The sequence below is a fragment of the Vibrio sp. S457-15 genome (assembly GCF_000960545.1).
In the GTDB taxonomy this organism is placed as follows: Bacteria; Pseudomonadota; Gammaproteobacteria; order Enterobacterales; family Vibrionaceae; genus Vibrio; species Vibrio parahaemolyticus.
Genome location: NZ_JYOQ01000126.1, coordinates 19,807 through 44,690, shown reverse-complemented (window position 1 = coordinate 44,690; position 24,884 = coordinate 19,807). Strand labels below are relative to the sequence as shown.

Annotated in this window: 30 protein-coding genes; 11 read left to right on the top strand and 19 right to left on the bottom strand. The window is 45.8% G+C overall.

The genetic code is table 11. From position 1 onward, the window contains the following. Positions 1-19: 19 nt before the first annotated feature. On the bottom strand, positions 20-547 hold the full coding sequence (gene yjgA, locus UF05_RS13475; RefSeq protein WP_005457057.1) for a ribosome biogenesis factor YjgA: 528 nt from the start codon (positions 545-547) through the stop codon (positions 20-22). 110 nt (positions 548-657) lie between these two features. On the opposite strand from yjgA, the gene pmbA reads away from it, so the two are divergent. After that, positions 658-2,001, top strand: a complete 1,344-nt coding sequence (pmbA, locus tag UF05_RS13470) for a metalloprotease PmbA (protein ID WP_005459755.1) — start codon at positions 658-660, stop codon at positions 1,999-2,001. Between the two features lie 76 nt (positions 2,002-2,077). Here the strand turns inward: pmbA and mgtE are convergent, their stop codons facing one another. From mgtE to UF05_RS13415, 11 genes are all read right to left on the bottom strand, one after another. Beyond that, positions 2,078-3,433 (bottom strand): magnesium transporter, encoded by a 1,356-nt coding sequence (gene mgtE / locus UF05_RS13465; RefSeq protein WP_005468659.1) that lies wholly within the window; start codon positions 3,431-3,433, stop codon positions 2,078-2,080. 219 nt (positions 3,434-3,652) lie between these two features. Next, entirely contained in the window at positions 3,653-3,928 is a 276-nt protein-coding gene (locus UF05_RS13460; RefSeq protein WP_005468661.1) for an HPr family phosphocarrier protein, read from the bottom strand. Positions 3,929-3,930: 2 nt separating this feature from the next. After that, positions 3,931-4,794, bottom strand: a complete 864-nt coding sequence (gene rapZ, locus UF05_RS13455; RefSeq protein ID WP_005468663.1) for an RNase adapter RapZ — start codon at positions 4,792-4,794, stop codon at positions 3,931-3,933. 14 nt (positions 4,795-4,808) lie between these two features. Continuing rightward, positions 4,809-5,255 (bottom strand): PTS IIA-like nitrogen regulatory protein PtsN, encoded by a 447-nt coding sequence (ptsN, locus tag UF05_RS13450; RefSeq protein WP_005467453.1) that lies wholly within the window; start codon positions 5,253-5,255, stop codon positions 4,809-4,811. A 2-nt stretch (positions 5,256-5,257) separates the two neighbouring features. Continuing rightward, positions 5,258-5,545, bottom strand: a complete 288-nt coding sequence (hpf, locus tag UF05_RS13445; RefSeq protein WP_005467451.1) for a ribosome hibernation promoting factor — start codon at positions 5,543-5,545, stop codon at positions 5,258-5,260. A gap of 24 nt (positions 5,546-5,569) precedes the next feature. Continuing rightward, positions 5,570-7,036 (bottom strand): RNA polymerase factor sigma-54, encoded by a 1,467-nt coding sequence (locus tag UF05_RS13440; protein ID WP_005484866.1) that lies wholly within the window; start codon positions 7,034-7,036, stop codon positions 5,570-5,572. 50 nt (positions 7,037-7,086) lie between these two features. After that, a complete protein-coding gene (lptB, locus tag UF05_RS13435) occupies positions 7,087-7,812 on the bottom strand; it encodes an LPS export ABC transporter ATP-binding protein (RefSeq protein ID WP_005467801.1) in 726 nt (241 codons plus the stop codon). 1 nt (position 7,813) lies between these two features. Continuing rightward, positions 7,814-8,308, bottom strand: coding sequence for a lipopolysaccharide transport periplasmic protein LptA (lptA, locus tag UF05_RS13430; RefSeq protein ID WP_005467803.1), 495 nt, complete (start codon positions 8,306-8,308; stop codon positions 7,814-7,816). Then, a complete protein-coding gene (gene lptC, locus UF05_RS13425; protein WP_005467805.1) occupies positions 8,289-8,852 on the bottom strand; it encodes an LPS export ABC transporter periplasmic protein LptC in 564 nt (187 codons plus the stop codon). The genes lptA and lptC overlap by 20 nt, the downstream gene beginning before the upstream one ends. Before the next feature lie 90 nt (positions 8,853-8,942). Beyond that, entirely contained in the window at positions 8,943-9,914 is a 972-nt protein-coding gene (gene kdsD / locus UF05_RS13420; protein ID WP_005484881.1) for an arabinose-5-phosphate isomerase KdsD, read from the bottom strand. Between the two features lie 37 nt (positions 9,915-9,951). Next, positions 9,952-10,917, bottom strand: coding sequence for a calcium/sodium antiporter (locus tag UF05_RS13415; protein WP_005455122.1), 966 nt, complete (start codon positions 10,915-10,917; stop codon positions 9,952-9,954). Positions 10,918-11,305: 388 nt separating this feature from the next. Between UF05_RS13415 and mlaF the strand changes: the two genes are divergently transcribed. From mlaF to UF05_RS13375, 8 genes are all read left to right on the top strand, one after another. After that, a complete protein-coding gene (gene mlaF / locus UF05_RS13410) occupies positions 11,306-12,109 on the top strand; it encodes a phospholipid ABC transporter ATP-binding protein MlaF (protein WP_005455119.1) in 804 nt (267 codons plus the stop codon). Then, positions 12,099-12,890: a lipid asymmetry maintenance ABC transporter permease subunit MlaE gene (gene mlaE, locus UF05_RS13405; RefSeq protein ID WP_005455118.1), complete on the top strand. Its 792-nt coding sequence runs from the start codon at positions 12,099-12,101 to the stop codon at positions 12,888-12,890. The genes mlaF and mlaE overlap by 11 nt, the downstream gene beginning before the upstream one ends. Before the next feature lie 2 nt (positions 12,891-12,892). Beyond that, positions 12,893-13,381, top strand: a complete 489-nt coding sequence (gene mlaD, locus UF05_RS13400) for an outer membrane lipid asymmetry maintenance protein MlaD (protein WP_005455116.1) — start codon at positions 12,893-12,895, stop codon at positions 13,379-13,381. Positions 13,382-13,383: 2 nt separating this feature from the next. Beyond that, on the top strand, positions 13,384-14,022 hold the full coding sequence (locus tag UF05_RS13395) for an MlaC/ttg2D family ABC transporter substrate-binding protein (protein WP_005478835.1): 639 nt from the start codon (positions 13,384-13,386) through the stop codon (positions 14,020-14,022). Further along, positions 14,022-14,342, top strand: a complete 321-nt coding sequence (locus UF05_RS13390; RefSeq protein ID WP_005455113.1) for an STAS domain-containing protein — start codon at positions 14,022-14,024, stop codon at positions 14,340-14,342. Before UF05_RS13395 ends, UF05_RS13390 begins: the two co-directional genes overlap by 1 nt. Before the next feature lie 3 nt (positions 14,343-14,345). Further along, positions 14,346-14,600, top strand: a complete 255-nt coding sequence (gene ibaG / locus UF05_RS13385) for a BolA family iron metabolism protein IbaG (protein ID WP_005484869.1) — start codon at positions 14,346-14,348, stop codon at positions 14,598-14,600. Between the two features lie 9 nt (positions 14,601-14,609). After that, the gene (gene murA / locus UF05_RS13380) at positions 14,610-15,866 is read left to right on the top strand and encodes a UDP-N-acetylglucosamine 1-carboxyvinyltransferase (protein ID WP_005455110.1); all 1,257 of its coding nucleotides are present in this window, start codon (positions 14,610-14,612) and stop codon (positions 15,864-15,866) included. A gap of 155 nt (positions 15,867-16,021) precedes the next feature. Beyond that, positions 16,022-16,747, top strand: coding sequence for a 1-acylglycerol-3-phosphate O-acyltransferase (locus tag UF05_RS13375; RefSeq protein WP_005455109.1), 726 nt, complete (start codon positions 16,022-16,024; stop codon positions 16,745-16,747). A gap of 74 nt (positions 16,748-16,821) precedes the next feature. Here the strand turns inward: UF05_RS13375 and UF05_RS13370 are convergent, their stop codons facing one another. The 5 genes from UF05_RS13370 to arcA form a co-directional block, all read right to left on the bottom strand. After that, entirely contained in the window at positions 16,822-17,211 is a 390-nt protein-coding gene (locus UF05_RS13370; RefSeq protein ID WP_005455108.1) for a RidA family protein, read from the bottom strand. A gap of 162 nt (positions 17,212-17,373) precedes the next feature. After that, on the bottom strand, positions 17,374-17,835 hold the full coding sequence (gene pyrI, locus UF05_RS13365; RefSeq protein ID WP_005455107.1) for an aspartate carbamoyltransferase regulatory subunit: 462 nt from the start codon (positions 17,833-17,835) through the stop codon (positions 17,374-17,376). Positions 17,836-17,851: 16 nt separating this feature from the next. After that, positions 17,852-18,781 (bottom strand): aspartate carbamoyltransferase, encoded by a 930-nt coding sequence (gene pyrB, locus UF05_RS13360; RefSeq protein ID WP_005484879.1) that lies wholly within the window; start codon positions 18,779-18,781, stop codon positions 17,852-17,854. Between the two features lie 276 nt (positions 18,782-19,057). Further along, positions 19,058-20,062: an ornithine carbamoyltransferase gene (locus UF05_RS13355; RefSeq protein WP_005484915.1), complete on the bottom strand. Its 1,005-nt coding sequence runs from the start codon at positions 20,060-20,062 to the stop codon at positions 19,058-19,060. Positions 20,063-20,217: 155 nt separating this feature from the next. Beyond that, a complete protein-coding gene (arcA, locus tag UF05_RS13350; protein WP_005455102.1) occupies positions 20,218-21,441 on the bottom strand; it encodes an arginine deiminase in 1,224 nt (407 codons plus the stop codon). Positions 21,442-22,016: 575 nt separating this feature from the next. On the opposite strand from arcA, the gene rraB reads away from it, so the two are divergent. Beyond that, a complete protein-coding gene (gene rraB / locus UF05_RS13345) occupies positions 22,017-22,430 on the top strand; it encodes a ribonuclease E inhibitor RraB (protein WP_005455099.1) in 414 nt (137 codons plus the stop codon). Between the two features lie 146 nt (positions 22,431-22,576). Beyond that, positions 22,577-23,377, top strand: a complete 801-nt coding sequence (locus UF05_RS13340; RefSeq protein ID WP_025610192.1) for a glycosyl hydrolase 2 galactose-binding domain-containing protein — start codon at positions 22,577-22,579, stop codon at positions 23,375-23,377. A gap of 19 nt (positions 23,378-23,396) precedes the next feature. Here UF05_RS13340 and UF05_RS24710 read toward each other — a convergent pair whose 3' ends face one another. After that, positions 23,397-24,302: a bifunctional helix-turn-helix transcriptional regulator/GNAT family N-acetyltransferase gene (locus UF05_RS24710; protein WP_082064030.1), complete on the bottom strand. Its 906-nt coding sequence runs from the start codon at positions 24,300-24,302 to the stop codon at positions 23,397-23,399. 110 nt (positions 24,303-24,412) lie between these two features. Continuing rightward, a complete protein-coding gene (locus UF05_RS13330; protein ID WP_045544933.1) occupies positions 24,413-24,817 on the bottom strand; it encodes a DUF2061 domain-containing protein in 405 nt (134 codons plus the stop codon). Positions 24,818-24,884: the final 67 nt, after the last annotated feature.

Genomic DNA, 24,884 nt, shown 5'->3' with positions numbered 1-24,884 from the left:
TATGGTTTACGAAGGAAGATTAGATTTCTTCTTCGTTTAACGCTTTCAGGATTTGGAAAATTTCACGGTAAGATTTTGCTGGTTTACCGGCTTTTTTCTCTTTCGCTGCTTGGCGTGCAAGTTGACGTAGACGCTGACGATCCGCTTCTGGGTACAATTCCATTACGTCATCAATGGCTTTGTCGCCTTCTTCTACAACGCGATCACGCAGCATTTCCAGTTTATGCAGCGCTGCTGTTGCTTGCGAGTGTTTGTTGCGTACTTTGTCCAATGCCGCTTGGATTGGTTCTGGGTCTTCATAACGCATCAATTTACCGATACGTTGTAGCTGACGACGACGCGCTTCGTTCTTAAAGCGCTGTGCATCGGCAATTGCTTCTCGCAGGTCTTCGCTCAATGGAAACTTTTCGAGAACTGCTGGCTTTAGGCCGACAAGCTCTTCGCCAAGCTTTTGCAGCTCTTCCATGTCTCGCTTCATCTCGGATTTACTTACCCAGATGATCTCTTCTTCTGGTTCCCATGGCGCTTTTTGATTCTTACGTGCCATTTCAGTTGCCTGTGTTTTGATTAATATTATGACTATTTTAACAAGAATCGTGGGGAGAAAGCGAAATTCTTGTTATTCTATTGCGTATTGAATACAAGATGTGAAAGACAATGGATATTAAACAGCAGGTTGCTGAGCAACGTACCGAGCTAGAGCAAGCCGTGGCACGAGCATTAGAGCTCGCGTCGGCGAAGTCGGATGCAGCAGAAGTCGCAATTACTAAAAGCACAGGTTTGAGTGTTTCCACTCGAATGGGTGATGTAGAAAATGTCGAGTTCAACAGTGATGGTGCGCTTGGCATTACCGTTTACCGAGGCCAACGTAAGGGCAGTGCTTCCACATCTGATTTGAGTGAAGCGGCGATTGAACAGACAGTGAATGCCGCGCTTGATATCGCTCATTACACATCTGAAGACCCGTTCGCAGGCCCAGCGCCGAAAGAATTTATGGTGAAAGAGGTGCCAGATCTTGACCTTTTCCACCCAGACTCTCCAGATCCAGACTACGCAGCACAAGTGGCGATTGCCGCTGAGAAAGAAGCGCTAAGCTACAGCGATGCAATCAAGCAAAGTGACGGTGCAAGCTACGACAGTCACTACGGCGTCAAAGTGTACGGAAACAGCCATGGTTTGTTAGCAAGCTACGCGTCTAGCCGCCACAGCACAAGCTGCTGCGTTATTGGCGTAGGCAAAAATGGCGAAATGGAACGTGACTACAGCTATACCGTTGCCCGCCATCGTGATGATTTGTGGACGCCTGAAACCGTCGGCCGCAAAGCGGCGGAAAATACTGTAAGCCGACTGGATGCTCAACGATTGAAAACGGGCCAATACCCAATTATGTTTGCGGCAGATGTGGCAACTGGCTTGATTGGTCACCTAGTGATGGCGATCAGCGGTGGCAACCTGTACCGCAAATCTTCTTTCTTACTGGATCATTTGGGTAAACAAGTCTTGCCTGAATGGTTCAATATTTCAGAGCGTCCGCATGTATTGCGCGGTTTGGCTTCCAGCCCATTCGATAGCGAAGGCGTTTATACGCAAGATCGTGAAATCATTACCGATGGTGTGTTGGCGACCTATCTACTAACCAGTTATGCCGCTCGCAAGATGAAGATGGATCCAACTGGTCATGCTGGTGGTATTCACAACTGGTACGTGAAGTCGACAGGCCAAAACTTTGAGCAAATGCTGAAGGAATTAGGCACAGGCCTTTTGGTAACAGAAGTGATGGGCCAAGGTGTGAACGTGGTAACGGGTGATTACTCTCGCGGTGCGGCAGGCTTCTGGGTTGAGAACGGTGAAATCCAATACCCAGTCTCTGAAATTACCATCGCCGGTAATCTAAAAGACATGTTCACGAAGATAGTAGCAGTTGGTAGTGATATTGAAACACGCTCACAAATCCAAACCGGTTCTATCTTGCTCGACACAATGAAAGTCGCAGGTGAATAACAGTTACTAGCGCGGAAATACAAAAAAGCCTGATGTATTCATCAGGCTTTTTTAATGTTCATTGTTGGCTACTGGCTTAGATCAGCAAGGTTGCGAGACCAAGGAAAACAGACAAGCCAATCACATCAGTGACAGTCGTCAGTGCCATACCGCCAGCAAGGGCAGGATCGATATTCATCTTCTTCAGAAGGACAGGGATGGTTACCCCTGCAACCCCGGCGACGAACAGGTTGGTCAACATGGCGGCAGAGATGATACCTCCGAGCATCCAGTTGCCTTTCCAAACCACAACGATACCACCGATGATCAACGCCCACATGATGCCGTTAAGCAAACCGATCGCGGCTTCTTTCATCAACAGTTCACGTTTGTTCGAGTCACCGATATGACCTAAAGCAAGGCCACGAATAACCAGTGCAACGGTTTGGTTACCTGCAACACCACCCATGGATGGCACTATGGTCATCAAGACCGCAATTGCCGCCATTTGGTCCAGCGTGGCTTCAAACATGTTGGAAACCGAAGCAGCAGCTAATGCCGCTAGGACATTGGCTCCGAGCCAAACACTTCGTTTACGCGCGGATTTGAAGACGGGAGCGAAGGTATCTTCGTCATCATCCATACCCGCCATACTCATCATTGAGTGTTCGGCGTCTTCACGAATAACGTCAACCACGTCATCGATGGTGATACGACCGACAAGGTGCTGGTTTTCATCCACTACGGGTGCTGACACCCAATTACGACGTTCAAACAGGCTAGCAACGTCTGAGTCACTGGTGTCAACGGTAATCGCATCGTCAGCATCTTCCATGACGTCGATAATTTTTACGTCGGGTTGGGTCGTAATAAGTGTCGTGATTGGGAGTTCGCCAATCAGTTTGCTTTCGTCATCAATCACGTAGAGTGCATCGGTGGCTTCAGGCAGCTCGCCCTTCATACGCAGATAACGCAGGACTACGTCGACATCAACGTCACCACGAATCGTGATAACGTCCGTGTTCATCAACCCACCAGCGGTGTCTTCAGGATAAGACAGTGCCGTCTCGACGCGAGCACGATCTGCTGAATCCATTTGGGAGAGAACTTCACGGGAAAGATCATCTGGCAAACTACGTAGGACGTATGCTACGTCATCGGTATCCATGCCTTCCGTCGCCTCTGCAAGGTCTTCGGGAGCCATTTTTGATACAAGACTGTCTTTAACGTCTTCGTTTAGTTCGTCAAGAATTTCACCATAATCTTCGGGGTCGGTAAGTTGCCAAAGAACTTCACGGCTTTTACGTGGGGATGCTTCTAAAAGGTGAGCAATATCCTCAGGTTCCATGTCCTGAAGCTGACGACGAACATGGACGAAGCGGCCGTTTTCCAGCGCTTCTGTGACTTCTTGGAGGGCTTGGTGAGCTTGGTCGAATTCTATTTGCTCTGCCATTCGTTCCTCCCAATTCCTGATATTTACAATGCTTTGAATAATAACTTAATTCTAGGCACCTTTTAATAACAACTTGTGAAACAGGACAAAATTATTTGCTGAGTGACCAGAGCAGTCGCAAAGATTTGGGAGAGATATCGCTGTACTTTTTAGCTAGGAAAGGGGATTGCGCTCTATTCAGTTTGGAGGCTAGAGATTGGAACTAAAAAAGCGAGTAAATTACTCGCCTTCGTCAAACTTGTCTTCAATCAGATGACATACAGCGTCGAGTGCCAACTCTGCTTGATCGCCTGTGGCATGAATTGTTACGTATTGTCCTTGAGCTGATTCCAACATCAGCAGCCCCATCACGCTGTCTGCGGTGGCGGTTTTGTCTTCTTCGTTGTCGATGGTTACTACAGCATCAAAGCTTTGCGCAAGTTCTACCAACTTAACTGCGGCGCGCGCGTGTAACCCAAGACGATTTTGAATCAATACTTTACGACTTAACTCCACTGCTACTCCTTAGCATTTTTCTCGAGCGAGGTGTGACGAATCTGAACTTGATGCCCTTTATCCGCAAAGTACTCGCCAATCTGTTGGGTTAAATACACTGAGCGGTGCTTGCCGCCAGTACACCCAATGGCTACGGTGAGATAGCTGCGATTATTTTTTTCGAGCAAAGGTAGCCAAGTTTCAATAAAACTTTCTATCTGGTACTTGAGGCTCAATACCGACTGGTGCTGTTCCAAAAACGCAGCGATAGGAGCATCTAAACCCGTCAGTGGGCGCAGTGCAGGTTCCCAATGTGGGTTCGGTAGGAATCGCACATCAAATACGTAATCCGCATCAGACGGAAGGCCGTATTTAAAGCCGAATGATTCAAACACCATCACCAAGCCTTTGCGATCACGTCCTTCAACTCGCATGCGAACTGTTTCACTCAGTTCATGCAAAGACTGACCGCTACTGTTGAGGATTAAATCCGCATGCGCTTTTAGTGGTGTCAGGATCTCTTTTTCTCTCTCGATAGCTTGATCGAGCGATAGCGACTGACCGCCTAATGATAGCGGGTGGATGCGACGAGTTTCGCTGTAGCGTTTGAGCAAGGTTTCCTTATTGGCGTCTAAGAAAAGTACAGTTACATCGAGTTCAGTTTTTAGCTGCTCTAACGTGCCAGTCAGTTCTTTGAGCTTTTTTGGGATGTTGCGGATATCAATGCTCACCGCAACATTTTGCTTGCTGTCAGCGATGGAATGTACAAACGCATCCAATAGGTTTACTGGTAGGTTGTCGACACAGTAGTACCCCAAGTCCTCTAGCACGCGCAACGCAATACTTTTGCCTGCACCAGAGTGCCCGCTAACAACAATTAATCGCATGGTGATCGTCCTGCTTATTGGTGAATCATGATGTCGTAGAGTTCTTCATCACTCTGAGCATTGCGTAGCAATTTCAGTACTTGCTTGTCGCTCAGACGTTCTGCCATAGAGGATAGAGTCTTGAGGTGCTCTTTGCACTGTTCTTCTGGTACAAGGAGTGCAAACAAAAGGTCGACAGGTCGATTGTCAATCGCATCAAATTCAATTGCTTCATCGCATTGCAGAAGTACCGCAATGGCTTTGTCGCTAGATTGCATTCGTGCGTGTGGGATTGCAATACCGTTTCCGATACCAGTACTGCCCATTTTCTCTCTGTTGAGCATGCACTCAAACAGCTCGGTAGAATCTTGGCCCGTGTGTTCAGCGACGATTTGGCTGATCATTTCGAGGGCGCGTTTTTTACTCGTACAGTGGACTGCACTTTTCGTGCAGTCCAATGACAGTATTTCGCTCAGTTGCATGATTAATGACTGTTTAATTTTTCTTTGTGCTTATTAAGTTGGCGAACCAATTTATCTACCAGCGAATCGATCGCGGCATACATATTCTCGTCATCGGCTGATGCGTGGATTTCGCCATGATTTACGTGGAGTGTAGCTTCCGCGATTTGGTTAATTTTTTCAACTTTAAGTACAACTTGTACTTGATTGATATGGTCGAAGAACCTTTCGAGCTTCTGAAACTTAGATTGAACATAGTCTTGCATTGAATCGGTAAGATCAACGTGATGGCCTTGAATATTGATTTGCATAGACTTTCCTTTTCAGTTAGTGCCTTAAAGTAGGCGTTTACGCTGACTTGAAGGGGCAATACCCAAGGATTCTCGATATTTAGCTATCGTACGTCTTGCGACCTGAATCCCTTGGTCAGCCAGAAGAGCAGCAATCTTACTGTCACTAAGTGGTTTAGCAGTATTCTCTGCCGCGACCAGTTTCTTAATGAGTGCACGGATTGCTGTTGACGAACATTCTCCGCCATTGTCTGTACTGACGTGGCTGGAGAAGAAGTACTTCAATTCAAAAATGCCACGTGGCGTATGCATGAACTTTTGTGTCGTAACACGAGATATTGTGGATTCATGCATGTCCACCGCCAAGGCTACATCATTGAGTACCATTGGCTTCATGGCTTCTTCACCATACTCGAAGAAATCTTGTTGATGTTCAACAATACATCTTGCAACTTTGAGTAGCGTCTCGTTTCTGCTCTCTAAGCTCTTAATTAACCATTTTGCCTCTTGCAAATTGCTGCGAATGTACTGGCTATCCGCACTGTTGCCTTTGCCTAATTGAGCGTATTGTTGGTTAACTTTTAACTTTGGAATGCTGTCAGGGTTGATGGAAACGGTCCATTTCCCATGATCTTTAAATACCGATACGTCCGGAATGACGTATTCTGTGTCGTCTGGGGTAATGCGGCTGCCCGGACGAGGATCTAACTGTTGGATCAGTTTTAATACTTCGCGTAGATCCGCTTCTTTTAGCTTAGTTTCTTTGATGACCAGTTTGTAATCGCGATTACCAAGGTGATCGATGTGATCGGCAAGAATCATTTTGGCTTCTGCAAGCCAAGGCGTGTCTTCTGGGAAGGTTGCAAGTTGCAGGAGTAAGCATTCTTGCAGGTTCCGCGATGCCACACCAAGCGGGTCAAACTGTTGGATGCGTTTGCGCACGGCTTCGACTTCATCCAACTCAATATCTTCGTTGTCGAAGCTTTCGTGAATCTCTTCAGGAGATAGGGTCAGATAGCCGTAATCGTCAATCGCATCAATGATGGCAATGGCAATCGTACGGTCGGTTTCACTGAAAGGCGTTAAGTCGAGTTGCCACATTAAGTAATCGTGCAGCGATTCTGTGGTTTCGCCTTGGTAGACCGGCATATCATCGTCTAACGCTAAACCGGTACTGCCCGTATTTGCGCTGTAGACATCATCCCAAGTTGTGTCGATTTCAAGCTCTGAGCTGATTTCGGACTTTTCGATGACGTCAGAACTATCAGGAACTTCGATTTCTGTTGGCTCGTTAGCACTGTTGTCAGCAGTTTCGAGTGCTGATTTGTCTTCACCATTTGCTTGAGGTTCTTCGTGGCCTTCTTCAACTTCCAATAGCGGGTTTGAGTCCAACGCTTCTTGGATTTCTTGTTGAAGATCGAGAGTCGACAACTGCAGCAAGCGAATCGCTTGTTGCAACTGTGGCGTCATGGCTAACTGTTGACCTAGCTTGAGTTGTAATGAAGGTTTCATTCAGTGTTACTTACCTTGTAATGCTCAGAATCTTACCGTTCCTAATGTAATCATAGACGGAATTGTTCGCCGAGATAAACTTGTTTCACCTGTTCATTGTTCAGAACTTCTTCCGGAGTTCCCGATGCAATGAGGTGCCCTTGGCTTACGATATAGGCTTTTTCACATACGTCCAGTGTTTCACGTACGTTATGGTCTGTGATTAATACACCAAGGCCACGATCGCGTAGGTGCTCGATGATTTTCTTGATGTCATTAACCGAAATAGGGTCGACACCTGCGAAAGGTTCATCCAACAAAATGAATTGTGGGTTTGCCGCAAGAGCTCGAGCTATTTCGACTCGGCGACGTTCACCACCCGATAGTGCCATACCCGCACTGGTTCTTATGTGCTGTATGTGGAATTCTTCCAACAAATCTTCCAGCTTGTCCTGACGCTCTTCGCGGGTCATTTCTTGGCGAGTTTCCAATACGGCCATGATGTTATCTTCCACGGACAGTTTGCGGAAAATCGACGCTTCCTGCGGTAGATAGCCAATACCCATGCGAGAGCGGCTGTGCATTGGTAAAATACTGATGTCTTTGTCGTCGATGGTGATGGTGCCTTCATCGCGAGGTACCAGACCAACAATCATGTAAAACGAGGTGGTTTTACCGGCACCGTTAGGACCAAGTAAACCCACAATCTGACCAGATTCTACTTCTAAGCTAACATCGGTGACGACTTTGCGCTTTTTGTAGCTTTTTGCGAGATTTTTTGCACTCAGTACCGCCATATTAGTTCTCTATCTGATTTGGTTGCAAAATCGTGGTTACACGCTCGTTTTTAGAGCTGTCAGCCACCAACTTCTGTTGACCGATTTGGTAACGAATCGATGAGCCTTTGATGGTGTTACCATCTTGAGCGAGCTGCGCTTGGCCTTTCATGGTCAGTTCGTCAGTCGAGATGCGGTAATCGAGCTCGGTTGCTTGACCACTTAACGTTTTACCATCGTCCATCAGCTGCGAAAATGTCGCAGGCTTACCAAATGCTTGAATTTGTTTGATTGCTTCCGTTTTTGGATCGCGAGTGACGACAATTCTATCTGCATCGATATTGATGCTGCCTTGCTTAAGCGAGACATCACCTTTAAAAATGACCTGGTTACTCTTCATGTCCACCTGTTGGGTGTCAGAGTTAATGTAAACCGGCTGTTGAGTATCCGACTTAAGTGCAAACGCTTGAGGCGCTGCTAATACTAGTGCCAGTAGACTAAGGTGTAACGGTTTCATATCGACCTTGAACTTCATTCGTTAGAGTCGCGGTGTGCTGTTTTAAGTTTCCTTGCATCGCGCCTCCAGTAGTTTCAAATTGCGGTCCAACCAACATTACTTGTTGATCGGCTTTAAAATCACGATTGGTTAGATTGATGACCAACTTATCGGTCGCCATCGTATCGAAACTGGCGCCCGGTAATAGGTTTTGCATTAAGACTTTGTCGTACAAAGTCAGCACTTGGTCTTCATCTAAAACAGCTCTTGTGGCTGTTACCTTCCACTCGACGACGCTACCTTCTCGGTAAACCATCAAGGTAGGGCTGTTAAAAATCGTTTCTCCACTCTTAGCATAGTAATCTAAGTTGTTGGAGCGGATGATGTAACTACGTACACCATCTTCACCATAGGTGATGTTTTCTAAACCAGTTCCACTGAACAATGGCAGTTCGGTGTCTGGGGCTACTTGAATTGCATCGTTACCTTTTGGTGTGAGCAGGTAATAACCACACCATGCGACGACGAAAACCAAGAGCAAATAAATAAGGCGAGTAAAACTCATATATTAAAGGCCTTTTGTTTAGCTCAGTACTTCCCTGACTATTGCCTTAATCTGTGTAATCAATCGTTTGAATGTTTCGTGTTGCCGATATTACATCACACCAGCTTTTAGTAAATCATGCATATTTAATGCGCCAACGATTTTATCTTCTTTGCATAGGATGAGTGCGTTGATGTTTTTGTTCTGCATTAAGTTCAATCCTTCCACTGCTAACATTTCTGGATGTGCCGTGGTTGGATTTTTCGTCATGACTTCACCAATAGCCGTGGTATGAATATCAATGCGCTTATCCAAAGTGCGGCGTAAGTCACCATCGGTGAATATACCAAGCATAGCATCGTGCTCGTCCACGATGGCGGTCATTCCCAAACCTTTCTCTGAAATCTCCAAAAGTGCATCGCGAATCAACGCATCTGGAGACACTTTCGGTAATGCATTTCCGAAGTGCATAATATCAGACAGCTTAAGTAGCAATTTTCTTCCTAAAGCACCACCAGGATGTGAGAGAGCGAAGTCTTCTGCTGAGAATCCACGCGCTTGAAGTAGGGCAACTGCTAGCGCATCGCCCATTACTAAAGTTGCTGTGGTACTGCTGGTTGGTGCAAGGCCAAGTGGACAAGCTTCTTGAGGGACAGTGATTTGCAAGTGCAAGTCAGCCAGTTTTGCCATGTTGGATTCTGGCTTGCCCGTCATGCTAATGATTTTAATGTTCAAACGCTTTAGAACAGGGAAGAGAGACAAGATTTCATGGGACTCGCCAGAGTTAGAAATGGCGATAACAATGTCACCCGCACTGATCATACCCAAGTCACCATGCGCTGCTTCACCCGGGTGAACAAAAAACGCTGATGTACCTGTGCTGGCAAGCGTTGCTGCAATCTTGTTGCCAATGTGGCCTGATTTGCCCATACCCATCACGACAACTTTGCCGCTATTGGAAAGGATCAATTCGCAAGCTTGTTCAAACTGCTCATCAAAGTATTTGTCTAGCTCTTGCAGAGCCGCGACTTCGATATCTAGAACTTGTTTAGCTGCAGCGCGAAAATCAAATGGATTGGACATATCAGGGCTCCAATTTGTCTCTACTTATTAATGGGGATTAAGCGGCCATGTTGGCAAATAGGTACACTTGGTAACCCAAGAAACACGTAAACAGAATCGCCCCTTCGAGGCGGTTGATGCTGCGTGATTTACCTAAACACATTGCTACTAACAACAGTGACACGCCAAGCATGACCCAAAAGTCACGTCCCATTGCGTATTCACTTAGTGTGGATGGGTTAATGATGCCAGGAAGGCCCATTACCGCCAAAATATTGAAAACGTTCGAGCCGATGATGTTACCAACTGCCATGTCGTCTTCGCCTTTCAATACACCAGCAAGTGATGCTGCAAGCTCAGGAAGACTCGTACCGATGGCAATAATTGTCAGACCGATCACTAGGTCGCTCATGCCGAAATGCTTAGCAATAATAACCGCATTGTCGACCAGCAGGCTTGCTGCCAAAGGAAGCAATATTAAACCGATAACCACCCACATGATGGCCTTAGGGTTGCTAACGCCTTGTGGGATTTCTGATTCTTGATCTTCAAGAAACGCATCGCCAGATTTTTGTTCTTTGCGGCTGATTTGCAACATAGCAAATAAAAAAGCACCAAACAGAACAAATAGTAAGACACCTTCATAAAAACCAAGGTGGCTGTTCCACAGTAAAATCCCAGCTAACACAGTTACCGCGATCATTAATGGTAATTCGCGACGGATAACTGCAGAACTAATAGAAAGAGGTTTGATCAGCGCAGTAATACCTAGGATTAGGGCAATGTTAGCAATGTTTGAGCCCAAAACGTTACCGACAGCGGTATCGGTTTTACCGTCCCAAGCGGCTGTTGCTGACACCATCATTTCTGGTGCTGATGAGCCCATTGCAAGAATGGTCATACCGATCACTAAAGGTGAAATACCGACGTTGCGGGCTATAGCTGCAGAACCAAAAACAAGTTTATCTGCGCTCCAAACAAGTAAAACAAGACCGACGATAAGCAACGCTACGGCTTCGAGCATGAGAATTCCTAAGTATTAAATGAGTGAAATGAGTAACCGCTAATTTTGACCTTTTGCAGCTTAAAATGGAAGATAAACAACGAATAAATTAAAGGTTAGTAACGAAAATGTATGTAATTGTCACTCATTCAATCATTGCAAATAAAGTGACGATTCTGGTCTAGGATTTAAACACTTGGTGACGATCAGGCCATAATTTATGGAGAATAGCTTGAATTTGGTCGGCTTTATTTAATCGAACAGTGCTTTAAATTCCAAGCCAATGTGCTTATGATTGCAGCCTAATAAATGTACCGAAGCGGCGATAAGGGAACCCTTAGCGCTATTCGGAAGTGGATTGACTTGACAACTCTGCGAGCGTTAATGCTCTGACAGTAGAAGAGATGATATGTCGAACAACGATTTAGTCACCGTGAACAACCTCACTTTTTCACGAGGAAATCGCACGATCTTTGATGGTATTGATCTGCATGTTCCTGAAGGTAAAGTGACGGCGATTATGGGACCATCGGGAATCGGTAAAACGACACTGCTCCGTTTAATTGGCGGTCAGTTGTATCCCGAACAAGGAGAGATTTGGTTTGATGGTGACAACATTCCGACTCTTTCTCGCAAAAAACTCTACAACGCTCGTAAGAAAATGAGCATGCTGTTTCAATCCGGGGCTCTGTTCACGGATTTGAATGTATTTGACAATGTGGCCTTTCCACTGCGTGAACACACCAATCTTTCAGAAGATTTGATTCGTACTATGGTGCTGCTTAAGCTTGAAGCGGTTGGTCTGCGCGGAGCCGCGCAATTAATGCCAAGTGAGCTTTCGGGCGGTATGGCGAGGCGCGCCGCATTGGCTCGTGCCATCGCACTTGACCCTGATTTAATCATGTTCGATGAACCATTTGTGGGACAAGATCCAATTACCATGGGTGTTTTGGTTGAGTTGATCAAAGACTTAAACCAAGCTCTAGGCCTTACGTCTATTGTGGTATCACACGATGTACCGGAGGTCATGAGTATTGCTGATTGGGTTTACCTACTAGCAGATGGCAAGATCATCGCGTTTGGCACGCCAGAGGAGTTGAGTCAAAACCCAGACCCGCGAGTGCAGCAGTTCTTACAAGGTGATGCTGATGGCCCAGTGCCGTTTCGTTTTCCTGCGCAAAGTATCGAAAAGGATCTATTTGATGGTCGCTAGCTTTATTCAATTTGTCGCTTCATTAGGAAGACGCACGCTCGCCATCTGTGAAGCTTTTGGCCGTGCAACCTTGATGCTTGTTGGCGCTATCTTCTCTAAGCCTCAACCCTCTAAAAGTTTTCCTCTACTCATCAAACAGTTGTATTCCGTTGGCGTGCAATCACTGGCTATCATCGTAGTATCCGGTTTGTTCATCGGCATGGTTCTTAGCTTGCAAGGCTATGTAGTGCTGGTGGATTACGGCGCGGAAGGCAGTCTTGGTCAGATGGTCGCGTTGTCACTACTGCGTGAACTTGGGCCGGTGGTTACTGCGCTTCTTTTCGCTGGACGTGCAGGCTCTGCGCTGACGGCAGAAATTGGTTTGATGAAAGCGACTGAGCAGCTTTCAAGCTTAGAAATGATGGCGGTTGACCCACTGAAACGAGTGATTGCACCACGTTTTTGGGCTGGGGCTATCTCAATGCCACTACTTGCGATGATCTTCATGGCTGTTGGCATCTGGGGGGCACAGCTCGTCGGTGTGGATTGGAAAGGTGTGGATCACGGCAGCTTTTGGGCAGCCATGCAATCTTCTGTTGAGTTGGGACAAGATATCGGCAACAGCATGATCAAATGCTTTGTGTTTGCCATTACGGTAACTTGGATTGCTCTATTTAATGGCTACGATGCGATTCCTACCTCGGAAGGGATCAGCCGAGCAACTACGCGCACTGTTGTGCATTCTTCTTTAGCAGTACTGGGACTAGACTTTGTACTGACCGCATTGATGTTTGGGAATTAATCATGCAACAAACACGTAAAACAGAATTATGGGTTGGCAGCTTTGTATTAGCGGGAATTTGCGCGATTCTTGTGATGATTTTTCAAGTTGCTGACGTAAAAAGCATTGGCTCTGGTGATACTTACACCCTCAAAGCCGAGTTCGATAATATTGGCAGCTTGAAAGTACGCTCTCCGGTGAAAGTTGGAGGCGTGGTTATCGGTCGTGTAAGTAACATTACTCTGAATCCAGATAACTTATTGCCAGTGGTCAGCTTGTCAATTAACAGCCAGTACAATCAATTTCCAGAAACATCCAGCGTACAAATTCTAACGTCAGGGTTGATCGGTGAGCAGTACATTGGTTTAGTACCAGGGTTTGTTTTTGATGACGAAGCTATGCTGGTAGACGGAGATACCATCGAAGACACTAAATCTGCGTTAGTACTTGAAGACTTAATTGGTCAGGTACTTTACAGCGTTGGTGGTTCAGACGGTTCAAGTAAGGAATAACTATGTTAGCTAGACTATTACTTTCATTTTCAGTGGTGCTTACCGCTTTTGGTGTTGGCGCGGCAGAAGTGGATAAAACTCAGCCATATCAAATGATGAAGCAAGTGGCTGAAGTGACATTTGCCCGACTAAAAGCAGAACAGCCAAAAATCAAACAAGATCCTAATCTATTAAAGGTGATTGTTGAGCAAGAGCTGATGCCTTACGTCAACGACCGTTACGCAGCACTGAAACTGCTTGGCCCTAACTTGAAAGGGGCAAAACGTGAAGACGTGCTAGAGTTTGTCGATGCGTTCCGTGCTTACTTGATTGCGTCTTACGCACAAGTATTGACGCAATACAGCGATCAACAAATTGAGTTTGGTCCAGAGCCGAAATTAGACGACTCTAAGCGTATTACCAGCATCAAAGTTGAGATCATTGATGCGCCTCGTCCAAACATCAAACTAGAATTTAAACTGCGTAAAGACAACAAAACTGACGAATGGGAAGCGTTCGACATGGTTGCAGAAGGCATTAGTTTACTTTCAAGCAAGCAATCTGAGTGGAACACCAAAATTCGCCAAGACGGTATTCTTGCGGTAGCGCAAGACCTTGAAAAACTTGCAGCGGAGCCAATTCGCTTTGAGGCGAAAAAGTAATGGCTCAGTCTCACGCACAGTGGCAGTTGCAACAAGACACGTTAACACTAACGGGGGCGCTGGATAGAGACTCAGTGCCGTCATTGTGGGCCTTTGCCCAGCAGTGGAAACCGTCGCAAAAAGAACTGGAATGCTCACTAGAAGAGATCGAACGAGTCGACTCTGCAGGAATGGTGATGTTAATCCACTTATTAGAGCATGCAAAAAAGCAAAACTGTCATATAATGCTCAGTTTCGTGCCGGCGCAACTGCGCACTTTGTTTCAACTTAGCAACGTTGAATCTTTAGTGGCCAAACACATAAAGAATTATCAGGGGTAAATTGTGGACAGCGCAAAAGTACAACAGTTATTAGAAGAAGCACTAAACCTTCAAGAAGTGCATGTAAAAGGTGAAGGTAGCCACTATGAAGTGGTTGCTGTTGATGCTTGTTTCGAGGGAATGAGCCGCGTTAAGAAGCAGCAATTGATTTATGGTCCTCTGATGGAATACATCCAGCGTAACGACATTCACGCATTATCGATCAAAGCGTTCACACCGGAAGAGTGGGCTCGTGATAAGAAACTGATGTCGCTTTAAGGTTTATTGATGGAAAAGTTTCGAGTTATTGGGTCAGATAAACCACTAGTTGGTGAAGTGACCATTTCTGGTGCAAAAAACGCAGCACTGCCTATTTTATTTGCGTCTATCTTGGCTGAAGAGCCTGTAGAAGTGGCAAACGTACCACATCTTCGCGATATCGACACAACCATGGAGCTACTAAAACGCCTTGGCGCTAAAGTAAGCCGTAACGGTTCTGTTCACGTCGATCCAAGCAGCATCAATGAATATTGCGCTCCTTATGATTTAGTTAAAACCATGCGTGCTTCTATCTGGGCGTTAGGCCCACTTGTGGCTCGTTTTGGTCAAGGTCAAGTTTCTCTACCTGGTGGTTGTGCTATCGGCGCACGTCCAGTTGACTTGCACATTACTGGCCTGGAACAACTAGGCGCAACCATCACACTTGAAGATGGTTACGTGAAAGCTGAAGTTGATGGTCGTCTGAAAGGCGCGCACATCGTGATGGACAAAGTGAGCGTTGGCGCGACCATTACCATCATGTGTGCAGCAGCTTTGGCTGAAGGTACCACAACGTTAGATAACGCAGCGCGCGAGCCTGAAATCGTCGATACGGCGGATTTCCTAAATAAACTTGGCGCGAAAATCTCTGGCGCGGGTACAGACACCATCACTATCGAAGGTGTTGAGCGCTTAGGTGGCGGCAAGCACAGTGTCGTAGCAGACCGTATTGAAACTGGGACATTCCTAGTAGCTGCAGCGGTATCTGGCGGTAAAGTGGTTTGTCGTAATACCAACGGTCACTTGCTTGAAGCGGTTCTAGCGAAGCTAGAAGAAGCGGGCGCATTGGTGGAGACAGGCGAAGACTGGATCTCTGTTGATATGACAGACCGCGAGTTAAAAGCGGTAAGTATCCGTACTGCGCCTCACCCTGGTTTCCCGACAGATATGCAAGCGCAATTTACGCTATTGAACATGATGGCGAAAGGCGGCGGCGTGATCACTGAAACTATCTTTGAAAACCGCTTTATGCACGTGCCTGAGCTGATGCGTATGGGGGCGAAAGCGGAGATTGAAGGTAATACGGTTATTTGTGGTGACGTTGAATCTCTAAGTGGTGCACAAGTGATGGCAACGGATTTACGTGCTTCGGCAAGTTTGGTGATTGCTGGTTGTATCGCGAAAGGCGAAACCATCGTAGATCGTATTTATCACATCGATCGCGGTTATGACAAAATTGAAAATAAACTGGCTGCACTCGGCGCAAATATTGAGCGAGTGAGCTAGTCAAGTTAAACTGCACAGCAGGTGACTTGGATATGAAGAGAGCCGAAACTCAGGTTTCGGCTTTTTTATATCGCGCTTTCTGTCATAGTTTCTGACTATGTAAAAAGCGATATTAATAGCTGTATCTGGCAAAAGCCGGTTCCTGGAGAACAAGAATGATTGCACTGTTACGTGTATTTGCTGTCGCAATTTTCGCAATTGTGATGTTTATTGGTGGTTGTGGTTACTGCCTATTAAGCCCTCGAAATCCTAAACACGTTTTCACATTTGGCCGCTTGTTTGCCAAGATGTCTCGCGTATTTGGGGTAAAGCTAGAATTACGTATTCCTGAAGATGCGTACTCTCGTGGTCAGCACGTTTACATCGCTAACCACCAAAACAACTGGGACATGTTTACTGTGTCTGCGGCAGTGACACCGAAAGTGGTGACCGTCGGTAAGAAAAGCCTAGCGTGGATGCCACTGTTTGGTCAGCTTTACTGGTTGACGGGCAATATTCTGATTGACCGTGCAAACCGTTCAAAAGCCAAAGGTACCATCGACCAAGTGGTTAACAGCATGAAAGAAAGTGATGTGTCGGTTTGGATGTTCCCAGAAGGTACACGCTCACGTGGTCGTGGTTTGCTGCCGTTTAAAACGGGTGCGTTCCATGCGGCAATCGGCGCTGAAGTGCCAATTATTCCAATCGTATGTAGCTCCACTGACCACATTAAACTTAACCGCTGGAACAATGGTCATGTGATTGTTGAAATGTTGCCACCGGTGAGCACTGAAGGTTACGGTAAAGATGGCATTCGTGAACTCGCAAATGTATGCCGCGAGCAGATGAAGGAAAAGCTAGAAGCGCTGGATGAAGAAGTAAAACAACGTAACGCCGCTTGAACGGGTTAAACGCCGAGCACAAAAATGGGTAGCTAAGGCTACCCATTTTTTATTCATTCAATCTGATATCGCAATTATTTGCGAACCGCGATTGCTTCAATTTCGATACCCACATCTTTTGGTAGACGTGCAACTTCAACACAAGAGCGAGCAGGGTAGTTTGCTACTTCGTGCTCATCAAAGAATTTGCCGTACACTTCGTTTACTGTACCGAAGTCGTTTAGATCTTTAACGAAAACCGTCATTTTTACGATGTCTGACACTTTAAGACCAGATGCTTCAACAACCGCTTTAACGTTGTCTAGAGATTGACGAGCTTGTTCTGCGATGTCAGCAGACACTTCACCTGTCGCTGGGTTTACTGGAATTTGACCAGAAGTTAGAACCATGTTGCCTAGATCTACGCCTTGAACGTAAGGACCGATTGCTGCTGGTGCAGACTCAGTGTGAAGTACTTTCGTCATTTGATTTTTCCATCTGTTTTAGGGGAAGAAAGAGTATACCCAAGCCTTATTAATATGCTTGAAGGTAATCAGTTTGCCTTTAAACCTGCGGCAGGTAAAGAGCAAAATACCCTGCCAAGACAGGGTATTTCATGCGTATGAGAGTTCGGAGCGTTGGCGAGATTATCGCTCAGTCACAATCTCACGTGAGAATACTTTCTCACAGTATTTGCACTTCAAACGAATCTCTTCTTTCTTTTCGAAAACTTTAAAACTGCTTTCTACTGGCTCGTTGTGAGAGATACAGTTTGAGTTTGGACACTCAAACACGTTGTTGATTTTCTCTGGCAACTCTAGAGCCAGTTTTTTCACGACTTCGTAGTTTTCGATTTGGTTTACCGTCGCGTGCGGTGCGTACAGCGCCAGTTTGCTTGCTTGTTCTTCATTGATGAACACGTTCTCAATCTTCAGCAAGTCTTTGTGACCCAGAGCTGAAGATGGCAAGTTCAGACCAATCGTTACACGTTGAGAAGAATTGTGCATATCGAACAATTTCAGCACTTTGATACCAATTTGTGCTGGAATGTGGTCGATGACGGTGCCGTTTTTGATTGCTTCTACCTGCAATTGAGTTTCTTTAGCCATGTTTTTATCTCCTCGATTACAGTGTTTCGTTTAGAACCAAAGCCAACAGCGCTTGGCGAGCGTACACGCCATTTTGTGCCTGCTGGAAGTAGTACGCGTGTGGGGTTTTATCTACGTCTGTCGTGATTTCATCAACACGAGGTAGCGGGTGCAGTACTTTTAGGTTTTCACGCGCGCCTTCCAATAGAGCCGCCGTCAGAATGTAAGCCGATTTGATGTGCGCATATTCAGACTCGTCGAAACGCTCTTTTTGAACGCGAGTCATGTAAAGAATATCGAGCTCAGGAATTACCGCTTCCATCTCTGTGTGTAGGCTGTATTCAATGCCAGCTTCATCGAGTTCTTCGCAGATGTACTCTGGCATCGCCAATGCGTCTGGAGCGACAAAGTAGAAGCGGATGTTATTGAACTTCGCCAGTGCTTGAGTTAGTGAGTGAACGGTGCGGCCGTATTTTAAATCGCCGACAAATGCTACGTTTAGGTTGTCTAAGCGACCTTGCGTTTCCGCGATGGTGTAGAGGTCAAGCAGCGTTTGTGTTGGGTGTTGGTTAGCACCGTCGCCCGCGTTAATCACTGGAACGCCATTCGAAAACTCGGAAGCAAGGCGCGCTGCACCTTCTTGAGGGTGGCGCATCACAAATGCATCGACGTATGAAGAGATAACTTGTACAGAATCAGAAAGCGTTTCCCCTTTCTTCGCCAGAGACGTATTACCATCGTTATCAAAACCAATGACATCACCACCAATGCGTTGAATCGCGGTCTCAAACGACAAGCGAGTACGCGTTGATGGCTCAAAGAAACAGCTCGCAACGACTTTGTTTTTAATCAGTTCTGGTCGAGGTTCCTTCTTCAGATTACCTGCTGTTTCGACGATAAGTTCCAGCTCTTCACGAGAAAGCTCTGGAATAGAGATGATGTGCTTCTGGTAAAGCGAGTTCGCCATGATCTTCTTCCCTATAACAGTGATGACTATCTCCAAAATTGACCGCTGAGGAATTTTGGACATAAAAAAACCTCCCCAAATGGGGAGGTTTAAAAACCGATAGAATTAACGAAAATAACACTACGTAAGCGTAGTCGCTTAGTTAGAGCAAATCGCGTTTTTACGTCAGCAATCAGCTTGGTCATTTCTTAATCCTCAGACAAATTGCCGAGCATTATACGCCTAACTTTTGCGAGCGCAAGCGATTACATCATGCTTTTTGCTTTCCAAAAAACACTAACTTCCTAGCGTTGCAACCATAATGGCTTTGATTGTGTGCATGCGGTTTTCTGCTTCATCAAAGACGATAGAGTACTCTGACTCAAACACATCCTCGGTGACTTCTAGGCCTTTCATGCCGTATTTCTCTGCGATTTCTTTACCGACAGTGGTTTCGTCATTATGGAACGCAGGTAGACAATGCATAAATTTCACGTGTGGATTACCCGTCTGCTTGATGACATCCATATTGATTTGATAAGGCGTCATAAGCGCGACACGTTCATCCCATGCTTCTGCTGCTTCACCCATTGAAACCCAAACATCAGTGTAGAGGAAATCACAGCCTTTCACGCCTTCTTCGACGTTTTCCGTCAAGGTGATTTTCGCGCCGGTTTGTTTAGCAATGTCTTGGCAAGTCGCGACAAGGTGTTCTTCTGGCCAGAACGCTTTTGGTGCCACTAGGCGAATGTCCATGCCCATTTTCGCTGCGCCAACCATCAATGAGTTACCCATGTTGTTGCGAGCGTCGCCAAGGTACGCGAAGGTCATTTCGTGGAGCTGTTTGCCACGACTATGTTCTTGCATGGTAAGGAAATCTGCGAGGATTTGCGTTGGGTGGAACTCGTCAGTTAATCCGTTCCAAACCGGCACGCCCGCATGAGCGCCAAGCTCTTCCACAATGGATTGACCAAAGCCGCGGTATTCGATGCCGTCATACATGCGACCTAAGACGCGTGCGGTATCTTTCATCGATTCTTTATGGCCGATTTGAGATCCTGAAGGACCGATATAGGTGACTTGTGCGCCTTGATCAAAGGCGGCGACTTCAAACGCACATCGGGTTCGAGTAGAAGATTTCTCAAAGATGAGTGCAATGTTTTTACCTTGAAGTGTCTTCTGCTCTGTTCCTGCATATTTTGCTTTTTTTAGCTCTGCAGACAGTTCGAGCAAGAACTGGATTTCTTTGGTTGAGAAATCCAATAGCTTCAAAAAGTTGCGGTTACGTAAATTGAAAGCCATAGCTCGTCCCTTAGTACGTGTGATTGAATTGAGTCATTGCATTAAAACATATAAATGCTTTTATTGTGAATAATTATTTTGAAATAAAACTAAAAAAGGTTGATGCATTCACATCAACCTTAGTTTTTATTCACTTAATGTAAAAGGCGAATCGGCTATATATCGTCTCGTTCTATTGGACAGCTCATACAGCGAGCACCACCACGACCACGACCCAATTCGTTACCAGGAACGGTCAGCACTTGGATGCCAGCTTTGTCGTACTTCTCGTTGGTGTAGACGTTGCGCTCGTAACCAATCACAACGCCTGGTTTTACAGTCAGCACGTTGTTCGCGTCATTCCATTGCTCGCGCTCTGCTTCGTAGCTGTCACCGCCTGTGGTGATGATTTTAAGCTGATCAAGACCAAGAGCGGATTCAATCGCGTGTAGGTAGTTGTGTGACGCTTCGACATGCATTTCACCGTCTGTGCCTTTCGGGGTCAGACGCCATGTATCCAGATCCTTGCGCATGATTTCTGGATAGACCGAGAAGGTATCCACATCCATATGTGTCATGACCGTATCTAAGTGCATACAAGAGCGGTGCTTAGGTAGGTCAATGGCGATCACTTCGCTCGCTTGTCCTGCTTTAAACAGGCTTGCCGCTAAGTTTTCTACCCCTTGTGGCGTGGTGCGCTCAGACATGCCAATCAATACCGCGCCTTTACCGATCACCAGTACGTCACCGCCTTCAACGTTTGCGTTGTCGTAATGCAGATCATCATCACCAAAATATTTAATGAAGTCTTGGCCTGCAAAGATCGGGTGCCAGCGATAGATAGCGCGTAAATGGTTTGTTTCGCGCTGGCGCGCAGGCATCATCATTGGGTTGAGTGATACACCGCCATATACCCAACATGAGGTGTCGCGGGTAAATAGATGGTTTGGTAGTGGTTCGATCACGAAATCCAGTGGGCGCTTCATCTTCGGTAGCATCGAAGAAGATTGAATAGGTAACTCAGAATAGGCTAAGCCGCCAAGCAAAATAGTCGCGAGGTGTTCGTCGTCCATTTCCAAAAGATATTGGCGTAAATCGCGAGCGAAGGTTGGCCCGTAGCGGAAGTCAGAAATCTGCGTGTTCAACAGCCACTGTTTTGCCTCTGGAACGGCTAGGGTTTCCACCAGTAAATCGTGGAGCAGAAGTACTTCAACATCTTGCTCTCTCAAGGTTCGAGCAAAAGCATCATGCTCTTCACCCGCGGCTTCTACAGCAAGCACGTCATCAAACAATAGCTCATGACAGTTTGACGGCGTGAGGTGGGTGAGGGCGCGCTCTGGGCGGTTTAAAAGTACTCGTCTAAGTTGACCAACTTCTGATCCAACGTACAGCTTACTCATTTTGCATCCTTACAAATTTTCCAGCCATTAGTTATGACAATCTTACGGCAAAGATGCAAATTCGTTAACTTCGTTTAAATGTTGTGATTGGTTATATTTTTAGTGGTTTTTATTTTAGTTGGCATTTTTGTATTTAATTTTTGGTTTTTAATTCCATATTGCTGGTTTTTAAATGAATGCGTTTTTATTCTTTTTGTATTTTGCAGGAAAGATTACATGCTTAGTGCATAAAATGTGCATTTCTATTCCAAAATATGCAGTTTTTAAGTTTTCTTTATTCGTTATCCTTCCAAATTGGTAGCGTGGCTGTATTCACTCAGGCGTCATAATCACTCAACAAACCATCAAATATCCTACAATGAGCTCAATTAGGATCTTCTGAATATTAAAAAATACCGTTTTTTGTTAACTTTTTGTTTCTTTGTGATGGGTTTTAATATTTGGGCAGGAAGAATCATCGCGGTTTGGCGTTTGTTTGTGGCTTTTCATCGCAATCCATGCCATATTTCACCGGATCAACATACTCAGTATCGGGTATAGTGTTTCCATCAAGTAACTAATCTGGAGCCAAAAACATGTCTCACGAAGATGAATATCTATCAGTAGAAGAATTAATTGAGATTCAAAAGGAAGAGACTCGCGATATCATTGCAGCATTGCTAGAAGATGGCAGCGATCCAGATTCGCTATACGAAATTGAGCACCACCTTTTTGCTGAAGATTTCGATACGCTAGAAAAAGCGGTTGTTGAAGCGTTCAAAATGGGCTTCGAAGTTCTAGAAGCAGAAGAAACAGAAGACGAAGACGGCAACAAACTGCTGTGTTGTGACGCGACAATGGAATCGGCTCTAAATGCAGAGGCGATTGACGCACAAGTTGAAAAGCTGGTTCACCTAGCTGAAAAATACGACATCATCTACGATGGTTGGGGTACGTACTACGAAGGCGAAGATGCGCTTTACTCTGACGAAGATGATGAAGACGAGTAATTTAATGTTTTCGAAAAACCAGCGTTTATCGCTGGTTTTTTTATGCCTAGAAAATGACAACGGTGGGTAACGATAAACAATTCACGTTGAGTTTATGGGGTATTTCTCCCTATAATGCGTGAAAATTGATCTAGCTCAAGGTAAATATGCAACTCTCACTCGCCGGATTATGGCAAGTCTCTCCACTGACGGACCTTTCTATCCCACAGGATGACATCACTTTCCCTGCTCCTCTTAGTCAGGTGCTGCCCGCTGAATTGACGGAAGCGGCCATTCGCCAACAAGAATGGCACTTGATGCACGACATTGAGGTGGATGAATCCATGATGGCGTTCCCAGCGGTTGAAATGGTGCTGGGTGGGGTGGACTACCACGCTGAGGTGCGTTTGAATGGCGTTGCATTGTTTGACTGCGATGGCTCTCAGAATGTCTACAAGAAAGACATTCGCCCTTACATGCAAATGGGGCGCAACCGCTTTGAAATCTTGTTCTTAGAGGAAGACGAAGATCTTCTGTTTGATGAAGATAAACCTGAGCTGTGTTCGCTGTCTGATCATGAATATAGAAAAAGCGATGACCGCTTAGGCGTGTGGCAAGTGCCTTACCTGCAGTTTATTCGCAACGTACGTTTAGATCGTGTCGCGACCGAACAAATCTGGCACCACGGTGGTGGTTGTGAGTTTAAAGTGGATCTTTACTATCAGACTTTTGTGCCGGGTCTGGTCTCGGCATCAGTGAAGTTTGATGGTATGACTTACCATATTCCAATTGATGTGCGCGCCGATCATGCCAGTGCGTTATTTCAGATCGAAGCGCCTAAGTACGCTGATTTGAATAATCCCGATCCGAAAGATCTCTACCAACTTGCGGTGGAATTAGATGGGCAGCGCCAAGCATTTTCAGTTGCGCTTAGCCAAGAGCTTTGCGTTACCCATGTTGTGCTTTAATTCTTAGTAATGCTCTTTATTACAGTGTTTTAAGCATCACTACTTCACATGCATCATGCCCTGTTTGTCCAAGCGGGGCATGTAAATGCTCAAAGCCTAACTTCTCATACAAACCTATCGCTTCTTTTAAGCATTCTGTCGTTTCTAAATAACACTTTTGATAGCCAAGTTGCTTAGCCAATTGCAGACTCAGCGCGACGATACGTTTTGCCAAGCCGTGTCCACGAGTTTGGGGTAAAAAGTACATTTTCTGTAGTTCGCACACGTTAGGTTCGCCTGCTAGTGGAGCAAAACCACCACCACCGACGATGACGCCATTGTGCTCAATCACCCAATAAGCGGCACCTTGTTGGTTATACACAGAATACATGTCATCAAGTGTTGGGTCTGCGACGCCGTATCCTTTGTCTGCGGTTAGACCATATTCCGCGGAAACCTGACGAATCACGTCGGCGACTTGTGGGTTATCGGCCTTGCTGAGTGGGCGAAGAACAAATTGGTTTGCTTGGCATACTTTGGTTAAGCCTTTTAGATACACTTCAAGCCCTTGTTTGAGCTGGTGCTGTTCGTTTTCGTCCAGATGGGATAGCAATGATTCGAAGAAAGTATTTTGTTGTTGGTCGAGTTGAGATAGCGCGTGTTGGCCTTGCTCGGTCAAAGCTATGAACTGGCTGCGCTTGTCTTTTGGATTTTCGATGCTCTCAACCAGGCTCTGCTTGATGAGAGCAGTTACGGTGCGGCTGGCATTGGATTTATCCACGTTAAGCTGCTGCGCCAGTTGATTGATAGTCAGTGGCTGTAATTGGATCTCGCCCAAGGCATGAGCTTGTACTGGGGTGAGGGTAACCTCACCACATTGTTTATCAAGCATACCTAACAAGCGGACGGTCTGTCGGGAGTAATGTCTGAGCTGACGAGAATTCATCTTAAGTTACCTATAATAAGTTGCGCACCGCAATTAATTTAATTGCGGTGCGCAACATTGTCAATGATGAATCGGTTTGAGCTAGCTGTTGCTTCGGTTTCGACCCGCTCTTATGCGTGTTTATGAAAGCAAAAATGCGGCGCTGAGCTCTCATCAGACGATTTACGTAACCAAACTTTTTCGTGGAAGTAGTAGGCTACGGTATTTAATGATGGCTCTAGCATTGCCATAACGCTACCGATAAATGCATCACCCGTTAACAAGTAAACCACCGTAAACGCTACGCTAAAGTGTACCGTTGCGAAACTCGCGGTTTTTAGCTTGGTCATGAATTGACGAGCTTTTAAAGCGGGAACACTTGCCCAAGCTTTTTCATGAAAGTAAAAAGCGACGGTGTTTACTGATGGCTCAATCATGGCAATTAAACTACCAATTAGAATGTCGCCAGTAAGCACGTAAGCGACACTAAATGCGATAGTAAAATGCAGCGTTGCGAATGTTAGTGTCTTTTTCATGATAATTACTCAATCGTGTTTGTTTCGATGAATACATTATCGATAATGCTTCTCATTAATGCTAATG